Raw genomic sequence first — 16,343 nt, 5'->3', positions numbered from 1 at the left:
TACCCAGGTCCGAAGCGGGAGCGGAGCGCCGGCACAGCCATTATGCAAAATACTCTCGGAGGTAATTTTGCATTGGTAACCCGGAACACCGTCTGCTTCAAAACGACAACGCGGGCCCTGGGCCCGCGCTGTTAGACTTCCGGATCAGCAAAACGGTTCAGCGCGGGCCACCACGACCAGCCCCTGCGCCACCACGGCCACCAGCGGCGCCGCGGTCGGCACCCGGACCGGCGCCGAACACCGGCTTCGGCTTCATCGGCAGCAGGCCTTCGCGCTGCAGCTTCTTGCGCGCCAGCTTGCGCGCGCGGCGCACAGCTTCGGCCTTTTCGCGGGCCTTCTTCTCGGAGGGCTTTTCGTAGTGACCGCGGAGCTTCATCTCGCGGAAAATACCCTCGCGCTGCATCTTCTTCTTCAGCGCCTTGAGAGCCTGGTCGACATTGTTATCGCGGACGAGAACCTGCACGCGGCATCCTCTTTTGAATTGATCGGTTCGGAATTCTGGCAAGCAAAAGGGCGACAAAAAGCCTGCCCCTTAACCCTGAGCGCGCGCATTTATCAGACAAATGCGCGGATGTCCACCGGTGGTGTGACTTTGGGGCCTAGTTAAAGCCATGAAATGAGGCGCAAATGCCCCGGTACGGCCCTGATTTGGGAGGTTTGGCGCCAGGATCACGGCTGTTCCCGGAGTTTTGAGCAACTCCGGACATTGGAAATAGGGGAGATGCCACATGGATACGAAGAAATACGCGGCCGAGGCAATCGGTACATTCTGGCTGACATTCGCCGGTTGCGGCAGCGCGGTGATTGCGGCCGGCTTTCCACAGGTCGGGATCGGCCTGGTCGGCGTGTCGCTGGCGTTCGGGCTGAGCGTGGTCACAATGGCCTACGCGATCGGTCATGTCTCGGGTTGTCACCTTAATCCGGCCGTCACGGTCGGGCTGGCCGCGGGTGGGCGTTTCCCGGCCGGCCAGATCCTGCCCTACATCATTGCGCAGGTCGCTGGAGCGATCGTCGCCGCGGCACTGCTCTATGTTATCGCGAGCGGGGCGCCCGGATTCGATGTCGCCAAGGGCTTTGCATCGAACGGCTATGACGCGCATTCGCCGGGCGGGTACAGCATGGTGGTGTGCTTCATCACCGAAGTGGTGATGACGATGATGTTCCTGTTCGTCATCATGGGTGCGACTCACGGCAAGGCGCCGGCCGGCTTCGCGCCGCTCGCGATCGGGCTTGCGCTGGTGATGATCCATCTGGTCAGCATTCCCGTCACCAACACCTCGGTGAATCCGGCGCGCAGCACCGGACCGGCGCTGTTCGTCGGTGGTTGGGCGCTGTCGCAGCTCTGGCTGTTCTGGGTCGCGCCCCTGATCGGCGGCGTGCTGGGCGGCGTGATCTATCGCTGGCTCAGCGATGAACCGACCGGCGTGGTTGCCGGTAAGACGGCGTGAAGACCGCGTGATCGGCAAATGGGGTCGTGATCGTCACGATCCCATTTTTATCGATGCGTCGAGAGTACGGCGGCGGAAGAGGATGGCCTACGGCTTGCGGGCCGCCGTCAGTTCGGTAACGTGGCCCATCTTGCGGCCGGAGCGCGGCGCGCCCTTGCCGTAGAGATGCACGGTGGCGCCGGGAACGGTGAGCCATTGCTCGTAGCTCAGGATATCGTCGCCGATCAGGTTGGTCATGGTGACCTCGCCGTGGCGCACCGGCTTGCCCAGCGGCCAGCCGGCGATGGCGCGGATGTGCTGCTCGAACTGCGAGATTGAGGCGCCGTCGAGCGTCCAGTGCCCGGAATTATGCACGCGCGGTGCGATCTCGTTGACCAAGACGGTCGGCGCGCCCTTGCCAGACACCACGAACATCTCGACCGCGAGCACGCCCACATAGTCGAGCGCCGAGGCGATCTTTTCGGCGATCCCCCGCGCTTGTGCGGCGACCTCGTCGGGAATCGCCGCCGGCGCGCGGGATATCTTGAGGATGTGATCGCGATGCTCGTTCTCGGTGACGTCGAAACACTCGACCTCGCCGGAAGCCGAGCGCGCCGCGATCACCGAGATCTCGCGCTCGAACGGCACGAACGCCTCGAGGATCGCCGACTTGGTGCCGAGATCCTCCCAGACCTGGTCGAGGTCGTCGCCCTCGCGGATGATCGCCTGGCCCTTGCCGTCATAGCCGAAGCGCCGGGTCTTGATGACCGCCGGCAGTCCGATGCGTTCGATCGCCGCGCGTAAGCTGCCGACCGAGGCGACATCGGCATAATCGGCGGTGCCGATGCCGAGCCTGCTGACAAAGTCCTTTTCGATCAGCCGGTCTTGCGTGGTCTCGAGGATCTTCTGCGCCGGCAGCACCGGGCGCCGCGCCGCGAGCACCATGGCGGTTGCTGCCGGCACGTTCTCGAACTCATAGGTGACGACGTCGACGTCATTGGCGAACAGTTCGAGCGCCTCGACATCGGCGTACTCCGCGCAGGTCGCGTTCTGGACGACGTCGAAGGCCGGCGAATCCGGATCGGGTGAGAAAACCTGGCATCTGAGCCCGAGGCGTGCCGCCGCCATGGCCAGCATCCGGCCTAATTGTCCGCCGCCGAGGATTCCGATGGTGTCGCCCGGCTTCAGCTTCACTGGATCAGAAGCTGTCACGCCGAGGCCTCCGGATGGTCCTTGACCGCGTCGGTCTGCTGCTGGCGCCAGGCCGCCAGCCGGGTCGCCAGCGCGGGATCGTTGAGCGCGAGCACGCTCGCTGCAAGCAGCGCGGCATTGATCGCGCCGGCCTTGCCGATCGCGAGCGTCCCGACCGGAATCCCGGCTGGCATCTGCACGATCGAATAGAGCGAATCGACGCCGGACAGCGCCTTCGATTCCACGGGAACCCCGAACACCGGAAGCTCGGTCAGCGCGGCCGTCATGCCCGGCAGATGCGCAGCACCGCCGGCGCCGGCGATAATCACCTTGTGCCCGGCGGCCTTGGCGCCCTTGGCGAAGGCATAGAGCCGGTCAGGGGTGCGGTGGGCGGAAACGATCCGGGTTTCGCAGGCAACGCCGAGGGCCGCCAGCGTGTCGGCGGCATGGCGCATGGTCTCCCAATCGGACTGGCTTCCCATGATGATGGCGATCGGGGCGGTCATCTCGTCAATTCTGTGCAGGAATCCAAAAACATAGGCCGATTATAGGGGCGGCCCGGGCTTCATCCAAGGCGTGGCAAGGGAGTTAGAATGGACTATCCTGTCTTGGTGAATCCCGGCAAGCCTTCATAAGCAGGCCTCAACAAGGATGCGCATGAAGAAGAAAACCAGGGCGGCCGCCTCCGGGGCTGCAAAAAGGCGGAAAAGCCCCCCAGTCGCGCGCAAACCCGGGTCGGGCCGGGCTGGAACCGCGCCCCCCTCGCGGGCCCCAGCCGCTTCAGACGACAAATCGACGATTCGCCGGTTGCGGACGCAGCTGGCGCGGGCCCAGGCCCGGATCGAGGAGCTGCAGGCCACCGCCGAGACCGACTTCCTGCTCGATATCCCGAACCGGCGCGGCTTCGAGCGTGAGCTCGCGCGCGCGATCGCCTTCATCAAGCGCTATCACGCCAGCGGCGCGCTGGTCGTGCTCGACGTCGACCGTCTCAAGCCGATCAACGATGCGTTCGGGCATGCGGCCGGTGACGAGGTGCTGAAAGCGATCGTCGCCGCGGTGTCGCGCCAGACACGTGCCTCCGACGTGTTCGGCCGGCTCGGCGGCGACGAGTTTGCGGTGCTGTTGTGGAACCTCAGCGAGATCGATGCCAGGGCCAAGGCCGCGGCGCTGGAGGAAACGATCGACCATCTGAGCTTCATCTTCCGTGGCAGCCGCGTCACCGCGGGCGCGTCAGCGGGTGTTGCGATCCTCGGCCCGCATTCCGATATCGAGCGCGCCCTCGATGAGGCCGATCGCGCGATGTATGTGCGCAAGGCGCAACGGCGGCACGAGCCAAGAATTTAGAGCGCACTCAAATCGTTCGGCACATTGCCGAAGGCCCGCAGCAGCTTGGCGTCGCCGAATTCGCCGATGGCGGGATCACCGGTGCGGCTGAATGCGACGGCACCGATGCTGCCGGGCATCCGCGACATCAACTCGGCGCGCCGCAGCGCGGTCGCCGAACTCTGGCATTCCTCGGCATTGCCTGCGATCGGCGTGCCGTCATCGTCCTGCATGAACGACAGCGCCACGTAGTAGGTGACATCGGCCATCGCTCTGCTCCTTAGACTAGCTAGAGGTCATGCGGCGTCGCTCGCCGCATGGGTCGGTGCAGGCACGCGGCCTGCGGTGATCGCCGCCTGCAACTCCTCGAGCTCGCTCTCCAGATATTCGTTGGCCATGATCAGCGCCTTGATGGTGCTGCGCAGGTTGCCGTCGCACATCGCGATCGCCTGATCGCACGCCTGGTCGTAGCGGCTGTTTTCGGGCAGGGAAGACGGTGCGGACATGGCGGAACTCCCTTTTCTGGATTTGGCGGCTGGAAGTCCATGTTCTCTTTTCGTTCCTTTTGAGTCAAGGGCCGAAAAGTGCCTCAGCCGATGTTGCCGCGAACGTGAAGCTGACGGCCGCTGTGGATGACGGGGAAAACATGTTTGCGTGCGACGTGCCGGACCGCAGGGGCGCGCGTCAGGCGATGATGTCCGGCGTGATCTGGTCTTCGATGAAGGCGATGCGATCGCGCAGCTGCAGCTTCCGCTTCTTCAAGCGCTGCAGCATCAGGAGATCCGGCGCCGGCGATTGATGCAGCGCGTCGATCGCGGCGTCGAGGTCGCGGTGCTCTTGTTGCAGACGCGCGAGCTCAGCGTGGAGTTCGCGCTCATCCTGATCGTTCATGGTGTATGTTGACTGATAAGCAAGATGAGGTTGTGACGGACGAAGCGGCCGCCGCTTGCCGAAATATCGTCCCTGCGCGCGCGCCGCGCAAGCTGGATGGGTTCCATACTCACGATTGGTTACAGATAAGATTGAAAACCTGACTGCGGCATTTTGCGTCCCCCATCGACAGCTCCTTCCACTCGTGTACACTCAACAGTCCGGATCGAATCTGAGGTTTAACCCACCGAGGGAGTTCGTAATGGCAATACAGGCGCATCTGGTCGAACTGGAACGCAAGCACAAAATTCTCGAGAACGAATTGCACGAAGCACTCGTGCACCCCTCCGTAGACGACCTGCATATTTGCGAGTTGAAGCGCCGCAAGTTGATGGTCAAGGACGAGATCGAGCGGTTGAGACATACCGCGGTAGAAACGATCCACTAGTCAATCCCCCGCAAAGTTTTCTGGCTCACCTTCGCCGCTGGATGGACGCTAGACCGCCCATCCGCCGAGTAGGTACATGCTGCATTTGCTCAGAGCCCCGCGATTTCGCCGACATGATCGGCGATCGCAAGCGATGATGTGAGCCCGGGCGACTCGATCCCGAACAGGTTGATCAGACCGCTAACGCCGTGTTCGCGCGGGCCCTGGATCAGGAAATCCTGGGTGGCGACTGCCGGTGGCACGATCTTGGGCCGGATACCCGAATAGCTCGGCATCAGTGCGCCGTCCGGTAACGTCGGCCAATATTTCCGGATCGCCGGATAGAACCGTTCGGCCCGGGCCGGGTCGACCGCATAATCGACGTGATCAATCCATTCGACGTCGGGACCGAACCGGGCCTGGCCCGCCATGTCGAGGGTGAGGTGTACACCGAGCCCGCCGGGTTCCGGCACCGGGTAGATCAGGTGTGAGAACGGCGCCCGCGCGCTGCAACTGAAGTAATTGCCCTTGGCCAGATAGGCTGTCGGGATCAATTCGATCGGCATGCCCTCGATGCTGCGCGCGACCGCCGATGCTCCGAGCCCGGCGGCGTTAACCAAGAGGTCGCACGCGAGCGTCATCGGAGCCTCGCCGCCCGCCTCGATCTCGATCCCGTCGGCCGTGGCTTTCGCGCGCAGCAGCGGGGTGTAGAACGCAAAGGCCGCGCCGGCATCCTCGGCATCACCGCGCAGCGCCAGCATGTAGGCGTGGCTGTCGATGATTCCGGTGGAGGGCGACAACAGGGCGGCTTCGCAATTCAGTGCCGGCTCGAGCGCGCGCGCCGCCTCTCCGGACAACAGTTGCATGTCGTCGACGCCATTGGCCGCGGCATGTGAGCGGATCGACTGCAGCTTCTCGGTTTCCGCATGCGTGGTGGCGACGATCAGCTTGCCGCAATTCTTGTGAGGGATGCCGTGCTCGGCGCAATAGCGGTACAGCGCGCGCTTGCCGCTGACGCACATCTGCGCCATCAGGCTGCCGGCGCGATAGTAGATGCCGGCATGGATCACCTCGCTGTTCCGCGACGAGGTCACCGTGCCGATCCCTTCCGCCTCCTCGATGACGACAACTTCGCGGCCGGCCTGTGCCAGCCGCCGCGCCACCGCAAGGCCGACCACCCCTGCACCGACGATCACGCAATCAACCCTGTCCATCTCGTCCTTCAGGTCAGACAATTCCGGTGCGACGACCGCCGCCATCGCTCACGATTAGCATCGTTTTGCCCGGCAAGTTCTGTCGAGGTAAGTGTCTGGGTTGTTTCAATTAGTTTCAGAGCCACGTCGCGTTAGTGGACTATTAATCATGTCAGGGCAATTGCCATAAATTGACTTACATTTTCCAGTTGCATCGCAACGCGTTTACCCGATCCAAACCGCAAAAGTCGGACACTCGGCCACGGAAATCCGCGGGTGACTGATGGCTGGCAGGAAGTGGCAGGCGGGCGGGAAGGATTCGATTCCGGCAAAGGTCGCACTTTGCCTGATCGCTATCGTCACGCAATGCAGCATTGCCAGTGCAGCATCCGGCGCGTTTGCGCCGTCGAGCTATCTCGGTGACCTCGATCCCAACCTGATCTGGGAGCTGTTGATCGGCGGCGTCGTGGTCGCCTCCTTCCTCGGTGCGGTCGGGCTCTGGATCCTTTCGGCCCTGCGCAGGGCCAAGCGATCGCAGCTGCGGCGCAATGCGTTCGTTTCCTCGGCCCTCAACCACCTGAACCAGGGCGTCGTGATGACGGACGCGAATATGCGGATCGTGTTTTGCAACGACCGCTATCTCGATATCTACGACCTGTCGCGCGCCGACATTCCGCGCAACATGACCGGGCCCGAGCTTGTGGAGTTGCGCCGCAGCCGCGGCGCGCTCGACCTCAGCGTCGACGATTTCTATGCGAGAGCCGCAGAGCCGGAGGGGCTGGTCACCGAACTGCCGAACGGTAAATCGGTGCTGGTGAAGTATTTCCCGCTGCCGAATGGCGGCTCGGTCGCGACCCATCTGGATTGCACCGACCAGCGCAAGCTGTCGCGCAAGCTCGCCTCGACGACGCAATTTCTCGAATCGGTGCTCGACAACGTCCCGGTCTGCGTCGCGGCCAAGAATATCGAGGACGGCCGTTATATCTTCGCCAACCGCGCGTTCGAGCGCTTCTCGCGCTTCTCGCGCGATCACATCATGGGCAAGCACGCCGACGAGATCTTCCGTGCTGAGACCGCCGCCAGCATCGAGGCCGCCGACCGCGCGGCATTAAATGCGCCGGAGGGTTATCACCGCAGTGAATTCTTCGTCGAGCGCGGTTCCGAGAAGCGCATCCTCGCATCCAACCGCGTCATCGCGCGCAACGAGGCCGGCGAACCGGAATTCCTGATTGCCCTGTTCGAGGACGTCACCGACCGCCGTTCGTTGTCGCGCGAGCTCGAGAACAACAAGAAGTTCCTCGAGCTCGTGGTCGATAACATCCCGGTCTCGCTGATCGTCGAGCGGGTCAGCGACGGCCGCTATCTGCTGGCCAACCGCAGCGCCGAGACGATCCTCAACCGCCGCCGCGAGGATGCCACGGGCCTGACCGCCGCCGACATCTTCAATCCGCGCGAAGCCAAGCTGATCATCGCCCGCGACGAGGCGGCGATCAAGAAGCGCGGCATGATCGCCGAGGAGCACCCGATTTCGACCAAGGACGGCCTGCGGCTGTTCCTCACCCGCCGCATGACCGTGCTCGACGACAATGGCGAGCCGCAATATCTGATCAAGACCCATGAAGACGTCACCGACCGGCGCCAGACCGAGTCGCGCATGGCGCACATGGCCTATCATGACGGCCTGACCGATCTGCCGAACCGCGCCGCCTTCCTGCAGGCGCTCGCCCAGATGATCGAGGCCTGTGCCGGCACCGACGAGGAGTTCGCCGTGCTCTGCGTCGACCTCGACGGGCTGAAGGAGGTCAACGATGTCTTCGGCCATGCGACGGGCGACAAGGTGCTGATCGAGGTCGCGCAGCGCCTGCAAGCGGTGGCGCGCGGCGGCGTGGTGGCCCGGCTGTCGGGCGACGAATTCGGCCTCATCATTGACGGCAAGCAGCCTGCGGCGGGCATCGCGCTGGCCGAACAGGCGGCCGAGGCGCTGGGGCTGGATTTCACCATCGACAGCAAGTCGGTTCGCACTGGCGTCACCACCGGCATCTCGGTATTCCCTCACAACGGGTCCGACGCAGCTTCGCTGCTTGCCAATGCCGGTGCGGCGCTGTTCCGTGCCAAGGCGAAGTCGCGCGGTACGATCTCGATCTATGAGGCCGAGATGGACCAGCAGATCCGCGATCGTCGGGTGCTGCACCAGGAGTTGTCGGTCGCGATCAAGAACGGCGAATTGTCGCTCTATTACCAGCCGCAGTCCACGGCCGGCGCGACGGTCGCGGCAAGCGAGGCCATTGGTTTCGAGGCGCTGGCGCGCTGGCACCATCCGGTGCGCGGTTTCGTGCCGCCCAGCGACTTCATTCCGCTCGCGGAAGAAAGCGGCCTGATCGTCGAGATGGGCGAGTGGATCCTGCGCGAAGCCTGCCGGGAGGCCGCGTCCTGGACGGTGCCGCTGCAGGTCGCCGTGAACCTGTCGCCGGCGCAATTCACCCATGGCGATCTCGTCGGCCGCGTTCACGCGATCCTGCTCGAGACCGGGCTGGCACCCGATCGGCTCGAGCTCGAAATCACCGAAGGCGTGCTGATCGAGGATCTCGACCGTGGCCTGTCGCTGCTGCGCCGGCTGAAGGCGCTCGGCGTACGCGTCTCGATGGACGATTTCGGCAGCGGCTATTCCTCGCTGAGCTACCTGCAGGCGTTTCCGTTCGACAAGATCAAGATCGACCGCGCCTTCGTCATCAATCTCGGCCGCAACCCGCAATCGGCCGCGATCGTGCGCGCCGTCATCGATCTCGGCCACGGCCTGGAAATGTCGATCGTCGCCGAGGGCGTCGAGACCGAGGAGCAGCTTGCCTTCCTGTCGGAGGAGGGCTGTGACGCCGTGCAGGGCTACCTGCTCGGCAGGCCCGCGCCGATCGGCCAGTATGCGGCCCTGGTCGGGGGCGGCGGCAATGTCGTGGAGCCGGCGCGCAAGACCGCGTAAGTCCGCAGGACGTGAACAGGCAGAACTTCGGCCAGACAATTCGAAACCAGTGCGGGTAGATCGGGGTCGCTTGCCTTCGCACGCACGCTTGGCTAATCTTGACCAATCATTCAACCGAGAAAGGAGGGCTGCGTCGTGGCGACATGTTTCCTGCACCACCGCCGGCGTGGCCCCTGTAACGCCCTGCAAATGCGTTTGCAGGGCTGACCAGAGGCTTTCTCTAAATCTCTTCCTGGTCTGCCCTTCGTGGCCGTGCGGCGTCGAGCGTTGATCGTTCGCGCCCGCATTTGAATCATCAGCCGCGCTTCGACACGCACATCCGATGTCGTGATTGCCGGCAAGACCAGAGAACGATCGTGACCATTGTCAACATCCGCAATCTCGGCGTGACGCTGAACGCGCCGCTGTTTTCCCAACTGAATCTCGTCGTCAATGCCGGCGATCGGATCGGGCTTGTCGCCGCCAACGGCCGCGGCAAATCCACGCTGCTGCGCTGCATCGCCGGCACGATGGAGCCAAACGAAGGCGAGATCACGCGATCGCGCGGGCTCACCATCGGCCATGTCGAGCAGGACGTTCCGTCGATGTTGCTGGATACGCCGGTCCACGCCGCGGTGCTTGCGGCGCTCCCCAGGGAGCAGCGCGCAAGCGAAGGCTGGCGGGTCGACATCGCCCTGCAATCGCTCGAGGTATCAGAGGATTTGTGGGACAGGCCGCTGAAACAGCTGAGCGGCGGCTGGCTGCGGCTCGCCATGCTCGCCTGCGTCCTGGTGATCGAGCCCGATGTGCTGTTGCTCGACGAACCGACCAACCATCTCGACCTGGCCAAAATAGGCCGGCTCGAAGCCTGGCTGAACGCATTGCCGCGCGACATGCCGGTTGTGATCGCGAGCCATGACCGCGCCTTTCTCGATGCGACCACGAACCGGACGCTGTTCCTGCGGCCAGAGCGGTCGCAGCTGTTTTCATTGCCCTACATGCAGGCCCGCGCGGCGCTTGACGACATGGACGCTTCGGATGAGCGGCGCCATCTCAGGGACATGAAGACCGTCCGGCAGCTGCGCCAGCAGGCCGCGAAGCTCAACAATCTCGGGATCAATTCCGGTAGCGATCTTCTGCTGTCGAAAACCAAGCAATTGAAGCTGCGCGCCGAGAAGCTGGAGGAGACGGCGAAGCCCGCGCATGTCGAACGATCGGCCGGAGCGATCAGGCTCGCCAATCGCGACACCCATGCCAAGGTCCTGATCAGGCTGAACGACGCGACGATCGCAACGCCGGACGGACGGCTGCTGTTCAAGACCGGCAAGCAGTTCATCTGCAAGGGTGACCGGATCGCGCTGTTGGGAGCGAACGGCGCGGGCAAGACCCGGCTGGTCGCGGCGTTGCGTCAGGCGATCGAGAACCCCGAGGCCGCATCCGCCGAGATCAAGGCGACAGAGTCGCTGATCCTTGGCTATTGCGACCAGGCGCTTGCCGATCTCACTGACACGGACACTCCGACGCGTACGATCATCGACCGCTTCGATGTTGGCGATCAGCGTGCGCGCGCTCTGCTCGCAGGCGCCGGCCTGTCGATCGAGATGCAGGGCCGTCCGATCGGGCGGCTATCCGGCGGACAAAAGGCCCGTCTCGGCATGCTCCTGCTTCGGCTCGTCCAGCCGAACTTCTATCTGCTCGATGAACCGACCAACCATCTGGATATCGAAGGTCAGGAGGCGCTGGAGGGCGAATTGATGGAGCATCAGGCCAGTTGCCTGCTGGTCTCCCACGACCGCCAGTTCGTGCGGACGGTGGCAAACCGGTTCTGGGTGATCGAAGGCAAGAAACTAACTGAGGTCGACGGGCCGGAGCGCTTCTTTGCCGCGGCCACGGCAGGTTAGTGCCCTGATGGAGTCAGGTTGAATAGCCGTCGTGAAGGCGGTGTGCTCCCTCTGCCACTTGCGGGACCGTGGCAGGGGCGCGCGCTGCCAAAATATCGAAAACAACCCCATGCAAAGTAGCCCGGGGTTCGACCAGGCAGCTTGACACGTCGGGCAACTCAGGGTTCTTATTCGAATATTCCGAAATCGTGCAAGCACGCGCTCGCCCCCGCAAGCGGGAGAGATGGAGTTTGCCACTAGACCGCGCCAGCTGGACTTCATCCGCCCTATCGCCGCGCCTTGACGCAATCTGCTTGCGAATACGTATTCCGTTCGCACGAAAATGCGATAGGCGTTGCGCATGGCGGACTATGATCTTGCGATCATCGGCGGCGGCTTGAACGGCGCGAGCGTGGCTCGTGATGCCGCCGGGCGCGGCTTGCGCGTGATCCTGCTGGAACAGGGCGATCTTGGCTCCGGCGCCTCGCAGGCCTCGCCGCGGCTGGTCCATGGCGATCTGGCGGGGCTGGAACGGCGGGCTTTCCTCCGTGTGCATGCCGCGTTGAAGGAGCGCGATGTATGGCTTCGGATCGCGCCGCATCTGGTGCGGCCTGCCCGCTTTGCGATCCCGGCGCACGCCGAGGAGCGGCCGCCATGGCAGTTGCGCTCGTGGCTGTTGCTCTACGACCGACTGGCCTCGCGCAGTGGCCTGCCGCGCTCGGCGACCGTGGATGTCACCCACCATGCGGTCGGCAATGCGCTGAAGCGGCCGTTCGGAACCGCGTTCGAGTATTCCGACTGCATCGTCGACGATTCCCGGCTCGTCGTCCTCAACGCCGTCGACGCAGCCGCGCGCGGCGCCGACATCCGCACCGGTGCACGCGTGACACGCGCCGACCGTGGCACGACCTGGCGGCTGATCGTGATCGATCGCGGCTATCGCCAGGTGATCACGGCGCGATCGCTGGTCAATGCGACCGGCGCGTGGGCCGGCTCCGTCGCGGACACCGTCCTGCGTGTGCCCGCGCCGTCGCTCGACACTGTGCAGATCAACCAGATCGTGGTGCGCAGATTGTTCGACAGCGACAACGTCTATGTGTTCCAGAATCGCGACGGACGACTGATCTTCGCCAGCCCCTATGAGCGCGATTTCACCCTGATCGGGTCAGTTGCTCACCCGTTCAAGGGCGATCCGGCTGTCGTCGCGATGGGCGTGCATGATGCCGCCTATCTCTGTGACGCCGCCAATCGCTATTTTCGCGAGCAGATCGCCCCGGTCGATGTGGTGCGGACGGTCTCAGGCGCCAACTCCATCGTCGCACCCGCTCGCCGGCGCATGGCCGATGGGGCGATGACGCTCGATTTCCGGCGCGGCAAGGCGCCGCTGCTCACGATCCTGGGCGGCGACGTCACCACCTCGCGGCGTCGTGCCGAGAAAGCGGTCTCGGAATTCACCCGGTTCTATCCGATGACGCCGCGCTGGACCGCAAAGGCGCCGTTACCCGGCGGCGATTTCGCGTGGTCCCGCTTCGAGACCGAGGTCGATATCGCGCGCGCCCGCTGGCGCTTCCTTACCGAGGAGCAGGCGCGGCGGCTCGTCGCCGCGTATGGACTGAACGTCAAGGACATTCTCGGAGATGCCAGGCAGAAGGCCGATCTCGGCCCCGCTTTCGGTCCCGAACTAACCGGCGCAGAGTTGCGCTATCTGATGCGACAGGAATGGGCGCGCTTTCCCGATGACGTGCTGTGGCGGCGCACGAAACTCGGGCTGACCATGCCGCAGGCCGATCGCGAGGCGCTCGCGGCTTTCATGGCAGCGCGGCCATAGGCCGTAAATTGATAAATCGCGATGACCATGAGGGGGTGAACCGTCCGTTTTCAGATGCTGGTACGAGATGAGGACACTCGACCTCCGATTCTCCGCGGGCTCAGACGTTCCAGATCGCGAAGTAGTCAGCTTCGAGACAGTCTACCAGAGCATTTTCGTTTCGAGCCACGTGCGTATCGCGCGAGGAACCTCGGCTTTCCGCTCAAGCGGCAGCCAATGGCCTGCGGGCAGGTTTGTCGCGGATAGGTCCTCACACGCGAGCTGCATAGGTTCGCCGAGACGGCTACGGTTGATGTCGCAGATCGGATCCCAGTCACCGTTGATGAACAGCGTCGGCCGCCCTAACCGGCCGCCCTCGGGAGCTGAGTGTAGATAGCCGATGTTGGCAGCATCGTTCAGATACCAGCTGTTGGCGGGGCGGAATCCGCGCTGGCGGAACGCGTCCACCAATACATCGAAGTCGGCGGGCGGCCAGAGCGCAGGATCCGGCGCTGTCGGCAGCGCCCGATGCGCCGAACCGTAGCGTCCGCCATTGGCCGTCAACAGGGCGGATGGCGAGATCTTGCCCGCCGAAGCGGGGTTTCCTGGCCGATAAAGGGACGCCAAAGTCGCGGTAATGTCCTCATCCATATCGCCGACTGTTTGCTCGAAATGGGTCAGATAGAAGCGATAATAGTCCCACTGCCCGTCCGGGTATTGGTCGGCGGGATAGAGGTCACGGTCTATCAGCGGGACAAGGTTAGGTAGCGCGAACCCATGGGGAAAATATGGGACGGAGATAAGGACGACACCCCGGCTCCGCGCCGGATGCAGCGCCGACAGCGCCCCGGCGACGGGGCTGCCCCAATCGTGGCCGACCCAAATGGCCGGGCGCGCGCCTAGATGCTCGTGAAGCTCGACCATGTCGCCAACGAGTTCCTCAAGGGCATAGTCATTGGAGGCTGTCGGTGCTGACGAGCTGCCATATCCGCGCATGTCGGGCGCAACACACCGCCAACCTTCAGCCGCAAACGCCTCAATCTGGGCGCGCCACATGAGGCCGATCTGGGGCCAGCCATGGAGGAAGATGATCAAGGGGCCATCGGCAGGCCCGGCCTCCAAATAGTGCGTCGTGTGGCGGGGCGAGCGGTTGCTGTGACTGACGAGCTGCATCATTGGCACTCCGACCTTGACTAGTCTTGAATGATCCTGCCGATCCACGTGATCGAGGTCGCTCCGGTGGCGAGATGACTGGTGGACGCCCTGACGGTCAGTGGCCCGCAGGCAGGATGCGTGCGACGTCGATCGCCGCGTCGATCTGGGGCCAATGACCAGCATCGAGGACGTGAAGGACGCCATGTCGAGCATTGGACCGCATGTATTCGGCGACGCTGACATGCAGGTACGGGTCGTGCTTTCCCCAGATGAGCAGGAGTGGAACTTCGGAGCGCCGGAATTCCAGCAGGCGTGCCGTATTGGCAGCGACCTCGTCGGTCAATTGATAGGTCATCTGGGCAAAGGCGGGACCAGCGCTTGGCCGTTGCCGGAAGTTATTGTCGATGACTGGCCCGAGGAAATCCGTGTATCGGGCCTTCTGTGCCTCGGTCAGGCCCACCTGCATCTGATCGCGCTGAAAGCCCAACAGCCACGCGAACTGCTGCGGGCTTGCCAGGAAATGCTGTGCCAGCGCCCGCAGGCCTTTGTTCGAAAACAGTTCGATGAACTCGGGCACGCGCAGGCCGGGCGCGTCGACGTAGAACGCGTTCATCAAGCAGACCGACGCTGTGCGCTCGGGGTGCCTGAGCGCGAAGTTGACGGCGGCCGGACCGCCCGCGTCGTGGCCGACAGGGATGACCTTTTCCAGCCCCAATACCTCCACGACCGCTTCCAGATCGCCAAGCTGTTGGTCGAAGCTATAGCGCACACCCTCCGGCTTATCGGAGGCGCCGAAACCCAGGAAGTCGATCGCGATGGTTCGACGCCCGGCCGCCACCAAATGCGGGATCAGGTCGTCGTAGATGTGGGAGTTGTCCGGAAACCCGTGCAGCACGACAAATGCGGGCCCGCTGCCCGGAAAGTCGCGGACGTGCAGGCTGCCGCGATCACGCTCAACGCGGTGTTCGGTGAAGGCGGGCAAAGCGTTTGAACACTCACTCATGGTCTGCTCCTTCGCGGTTGGCAACGGGTGCTCGAATTTGAGGAGGCGCGTCTCAAGCAGGTTTCACCGCGCGGAGAAACGTCACGAGCTGGTCGCTGACCAGATCGGCGGCCTCGTGCTGGACCCAGTGGCCGACATTGTCGAGTTCGAGCCCGCCCACCAGGCCCGGCAGACCCGCACGCATCTGGTCGATCGTCAGCGGATAGAGTTCCTTCAGGCCGTCCGCCTTGCCCCAGATGAAAAACGAGGGCTGCGCGATCCTCGCGCCTTTGAAAGCGGGGGACAGGGCGAAATACGGTTCGGCCGCGCGATAGTAGTTCAGGCCGCCGTGGAAGCCCGTGCGTTGAAACTCGGCGACGTTGTGCTTGACGTAGTCCGGCTCCGCCCATGACGGCAAAGGCCCAGGCGCCGGGCGATGAAGGCTGCGTGCTGGATCCAACGGGCTCCATTGTTTCCCGGCGGGGGCAGACCCGGACGCCCAGAACAGGATCCCCGGAATGGTCACCGCAGCGTCGGCCCAGATTTGGTCGGCGTCCGGTCGGATCTGCTCGAACATGTAGAAGTCGTTCTCATGGCCCGACTTCCGCATGCGCTCGAAGACGCTGACCTCACCGCGCGGCACGTAGGGCACGCTCAGGCAGAACACGGCGGTGAACCGATCGGGCCGCATCATCGCGGCGTTCCAAGCGTGCGTGGCACCCCAGTCGTGCCCCACGAGGACCGCGTTCGGGATTTTCAACGCATCGAGCAGGCCGACGAGGTCGCCAGCGGTTTGCAGCGGCGTGTACAGGCTCGCATCGCTAGGGGCCGAGCTGCGACCGTAGCCTCGCATATCCGGAGCGATCGCCCGGTATCCGGCCGCCGCGATGGCTTTCATCTGCCGCCGCCACGTGTACGCCGTATCAGGAAACCCGTGGCAGAAAAGCACGGCTGGCCCTTCACCTTGCTCGGTCACGTGAAGGGTGATGTCGTTCGTCGCCACGTCGTATTCCTTGAGGCGGTCGTTCCCCCCGGAGATTTGCGCTTTAGCCATCCTACCCTCCAGGCTTGCGGCAGCGGCTGTGCCTGCCACAAGGAAAGTGCGGCGCGAGAGCACGAAGCTCGGGCCCGAAAT

At 63.9% G+C, this 16,343-nt stretch carries 16 protein-coding genes; 6 read left to right on the top strand and 10 right to left on the bottom strand.

Translation table 11 applies throughout. The features are described from left to right. Nucleotides 1-157 precede the first annotated feature (157 nt). Entirely contained in the window at nucleotides 158-463 is a 306-nt protein-coding gene (gene rpsU, locus UP10_RS26930) for a 30S ribosomal protein S21 (protein ID WP_044539452.1), read from the bottom strand. Between the two features lie 265 nt (nucleotides 464-728). Here rpsU and aqpZ point away from each other — a divergent pair, with 265 nt between their 5' ends. Beyond that, nucleotides 729-1,448 (top strand): aquaporin Z, encoded by a 720-nt coding sequence (gene aqpZ, locus UP10_RS26925; protein ID WP_044539451.1) that lies wholly within the window; start codon nucleotides 729-731, stop codon nucleotides 1,446-1,448. Between the two features lie 87 nt (nucleotides 1,449-1,535). On the opposite strand, the gene UP10_RS26920 is transcribed toward aqpZ, so the two are convergent. Together UP10_RS26920 and purE are read right to left on the bottom strand one after the other, a co-directional pair. After that, nucleotides 1,536-2,639 carry a 5-(carboxyamino)imidazole ribonucleotide synthase gene (locus UP10_RS26920; RefSeq protein WP_044590247.1) on the bottom strand — a complete coding sequence of 368 codons (1,104 nt, stop codon included), beginning with the start codon at nucleotides 2,637-2,639 and terminating at the stop codon, nucleotides 1,536-1,538. Then, nucleotides 2,636-3,124 carry a 5-(carboxyamino)imidazole ribonucleotide mutase gene (purE, locus tag UP10_RS26915; protein ID WP_044590246.1) on the bottom strand — a complete coding sequence of 163 codons (489 nt, stop codon included), beginning with the start codon at nucleotides 3,122-3,124 and terminating at the stop codon, nucleotides 2,636-2,638. Before purE ends, UP10_RS26920 begins: the two co-directional genes overlap by 4 nt. A 145-nt stretch (nucleotides 3,125-3,269) precedes the next feature. Here purE and UP10_RS26910 point away from each other — a divergent pair, with 145 nt between their 5' ends. After that, nucleotides 3,270-3,962 (top strand): GGDEF domain-containing protein, encoded by a 693-nt coding sequence (locus tag UP10_RS26910; protein WP_044590245.1) that lies wholly within the window; start codon nucleotides 3,270-3,272, stop codon nucleotides 3,960-3,962. On the opposite strand, the gene UP10_RS26905 is transcribed toward UP10_RS26910, so the two are convergent. The 3 genes from UP10_RS26905 to UP10_RS26895 all read right to left on the bottom strand — a co-directional run bounded on the left by UP10_RS26905 (nucleotide 3,959) and on the right by UP10_RS26895 (nucleotide 4,832). Continuing rightward, nucleotides 3,959-4,210: a hypothetical protein gene (locus UP10_RS26905; RefSeq protein ID WP_044590244.1), complete on the bottom strand. Its 252-nt coding sequence runs from the start codon at nucleotides 4,208-4,210 to the stop codon at nucleotides 3,959-3,961. The genes UP10_RS26910 and UP10_RS26905 overlap by 4 nt on opposite strands. 27 nt (nucleotides 4,211-4,237) lie before the next feature. Further along, nucleotides 4,238-4,447, bottom strand: coding sequence for a hypothetical protein (locus tag UP10_RS26900; protein ID WP_044590243.1), 210 nt, complete (start codon nucleotides 4,445-4,447; stop codon nucleotides 4,238-4,240). Between the two features lie 178 nt (nucleotides 4,448-4,625). After that, a complete protein-coding gene (locus tag UP10_RS26895) occupies nucleotides 4,626-4,832 on the bottom strand; it encodes a YdcH family protein (RefSeq protein ID WP_029085523.1) in 207 nt (68 codons plus the stop codon). A gap of 241 nt (nucleotides 4,833-5,073) precedes the next feature. Between UP10_RS26895 and UP10_RS26890 the strand changes: the two genes are divergently transcribed. After that, nucleotides 5,074-5,259 (top strand): YdcH family protein, encoded by a 186-nt coding sequence (locus tag UP10_RS26890; RefSeq protein ID WP_044590242.1) that lies wholly within the window; start codon nucleotides 5,074-5,076, stop codon nucleotides 5,257-5,259. 89 nt (nucleotides 5,260-5,348) lie between these two features. Here the strand turns inward: UP10_RS26890 and UP10_RS26885 are convergent, their stop codons facing one another. Beyond that, entirely contained in the window at nucleotides 5,349-6,452 is a 1,104-nt protein-coding gene (locus UP10_RS26885; protein ID WP_044590321.1) for an NAD(P)/FAD-dependent oxidoreductase, read from the bottom strand. A 262-nt stretch (nucleotides 6,453-6,714) separates the two neighbouring features. On the opposite strand from UP10_RS26885, the gene UP10_RS26880 reads away from it, so the two are divergent. The 3 genes from UP10_RS26880 (at nucleotide 6,715) to UP10_RS26870 (ending at nucleotide 13,092) form a co-directional block, all read left to right on the top strand. Beyond that, nucleotides 6,715-9,405, top strand: coding sequence for a sensor domain-containing protein (locus UP10_RS26880; protein ID WP_044590241.1), 2,691 nt, complete (start codon nucleotides 6,715-6,717; stop codon nucleotides 9,403-9,405). A gap of 356 nt (nucleotides 9,406-9,761) precedes the next feature. Further along, the gene (locus tag UP10_RS26875; RefSeq protein ID WP_044590240.1) at nucleotides 9,762-11,285 is read left to right on the top strand and encodes an ABC-F family ATP-binding cassette domain-containing protein; all 1,524 of its coding nucleotides are present in this window, start codon (nucleotides 9,762-9,764) and stop codon (nucleotides 11,283-11,285) included. Nucleotides 11,286-11,625: 340 nt separating this feature from the next. Next, nucleotides 11,626-13,092: a glycerol-3-phosphate dehydrogenase gene (locus UP10_RS26870; protein WP_044590239.1), complete on the top strand. Its 1,467-nt coding sequence runs from the start codon at nucleotides 11,626-11,628 to the stop codon at nucleotides 13,090-13,092. Nucleotides 13,093-13,233: 141 nt separating this feature from the next. Here UP10_RS26870 and UP10_RS26865 read toward each other — a convergent pair whose 3' ends face one another. The 3 genes from UP10_RS26865 to UP10_RS26855 all read right to left on the bottom strand — a co-directional run bounded on the left by UP10_RS26865 (nucleotide 13,234) and on the right by UP10_RS26855 (nucleotide 16,262). Continuing rightward, nucleotides 13,234-14,247 carry an alpha/beta hydrolase gene (locus UP10_RS26865; RefSeq protein WP_044590238.1) on the bottom strand — a complete coding sequence of 338 codons (1,014 nt, stop codon included), beginning with the start codon at nucleotides 14,245-14,247 and terminating at the stop codon, nucleotides 13,234-13,236. Nucleotides 14,248-14,341: 94 nt separating this feature from the next. Continuing rightward, a complete protein-coding gene (locus UP10_RS42190) occupies nucleotides 14,342-15,229 on the bottom strand; it encodes an alpha/beta fold hydrolase (protein ID WP_156180276.1) in 888 nt (295 codons plus the stop codon). A 52-nt stretch (nucleotides 15,230-15,281) separates the two neighbouring features. Then, nucleotides 15,282-16,262, bottom strand: coding sequence for an epoxide hydrolase (locus UP10_RS26855; protein ID WP_044590319.1), 981 nt, complete (start codon nucleotides 16,260-16,262; stop codon nucleotides 15,282-15,284). Nucleotides 16,263-16,343 lie beyond the last annotated feature (81 nt).

The organism is Bradyrhizobium sp. LTSPM299, from assembly GCF_000938235.1.
Classification (GTDB): Bacteria; Pseudomonadota; Alphaproteobacteria; order Rhizobiales; family Xanthobacteraceae; genus Bradyrhizobium.
Note: the sequence above shows the minus strand (reverse complement) of the source record. Positions and strands in the feature narration are given on the sequence as shown.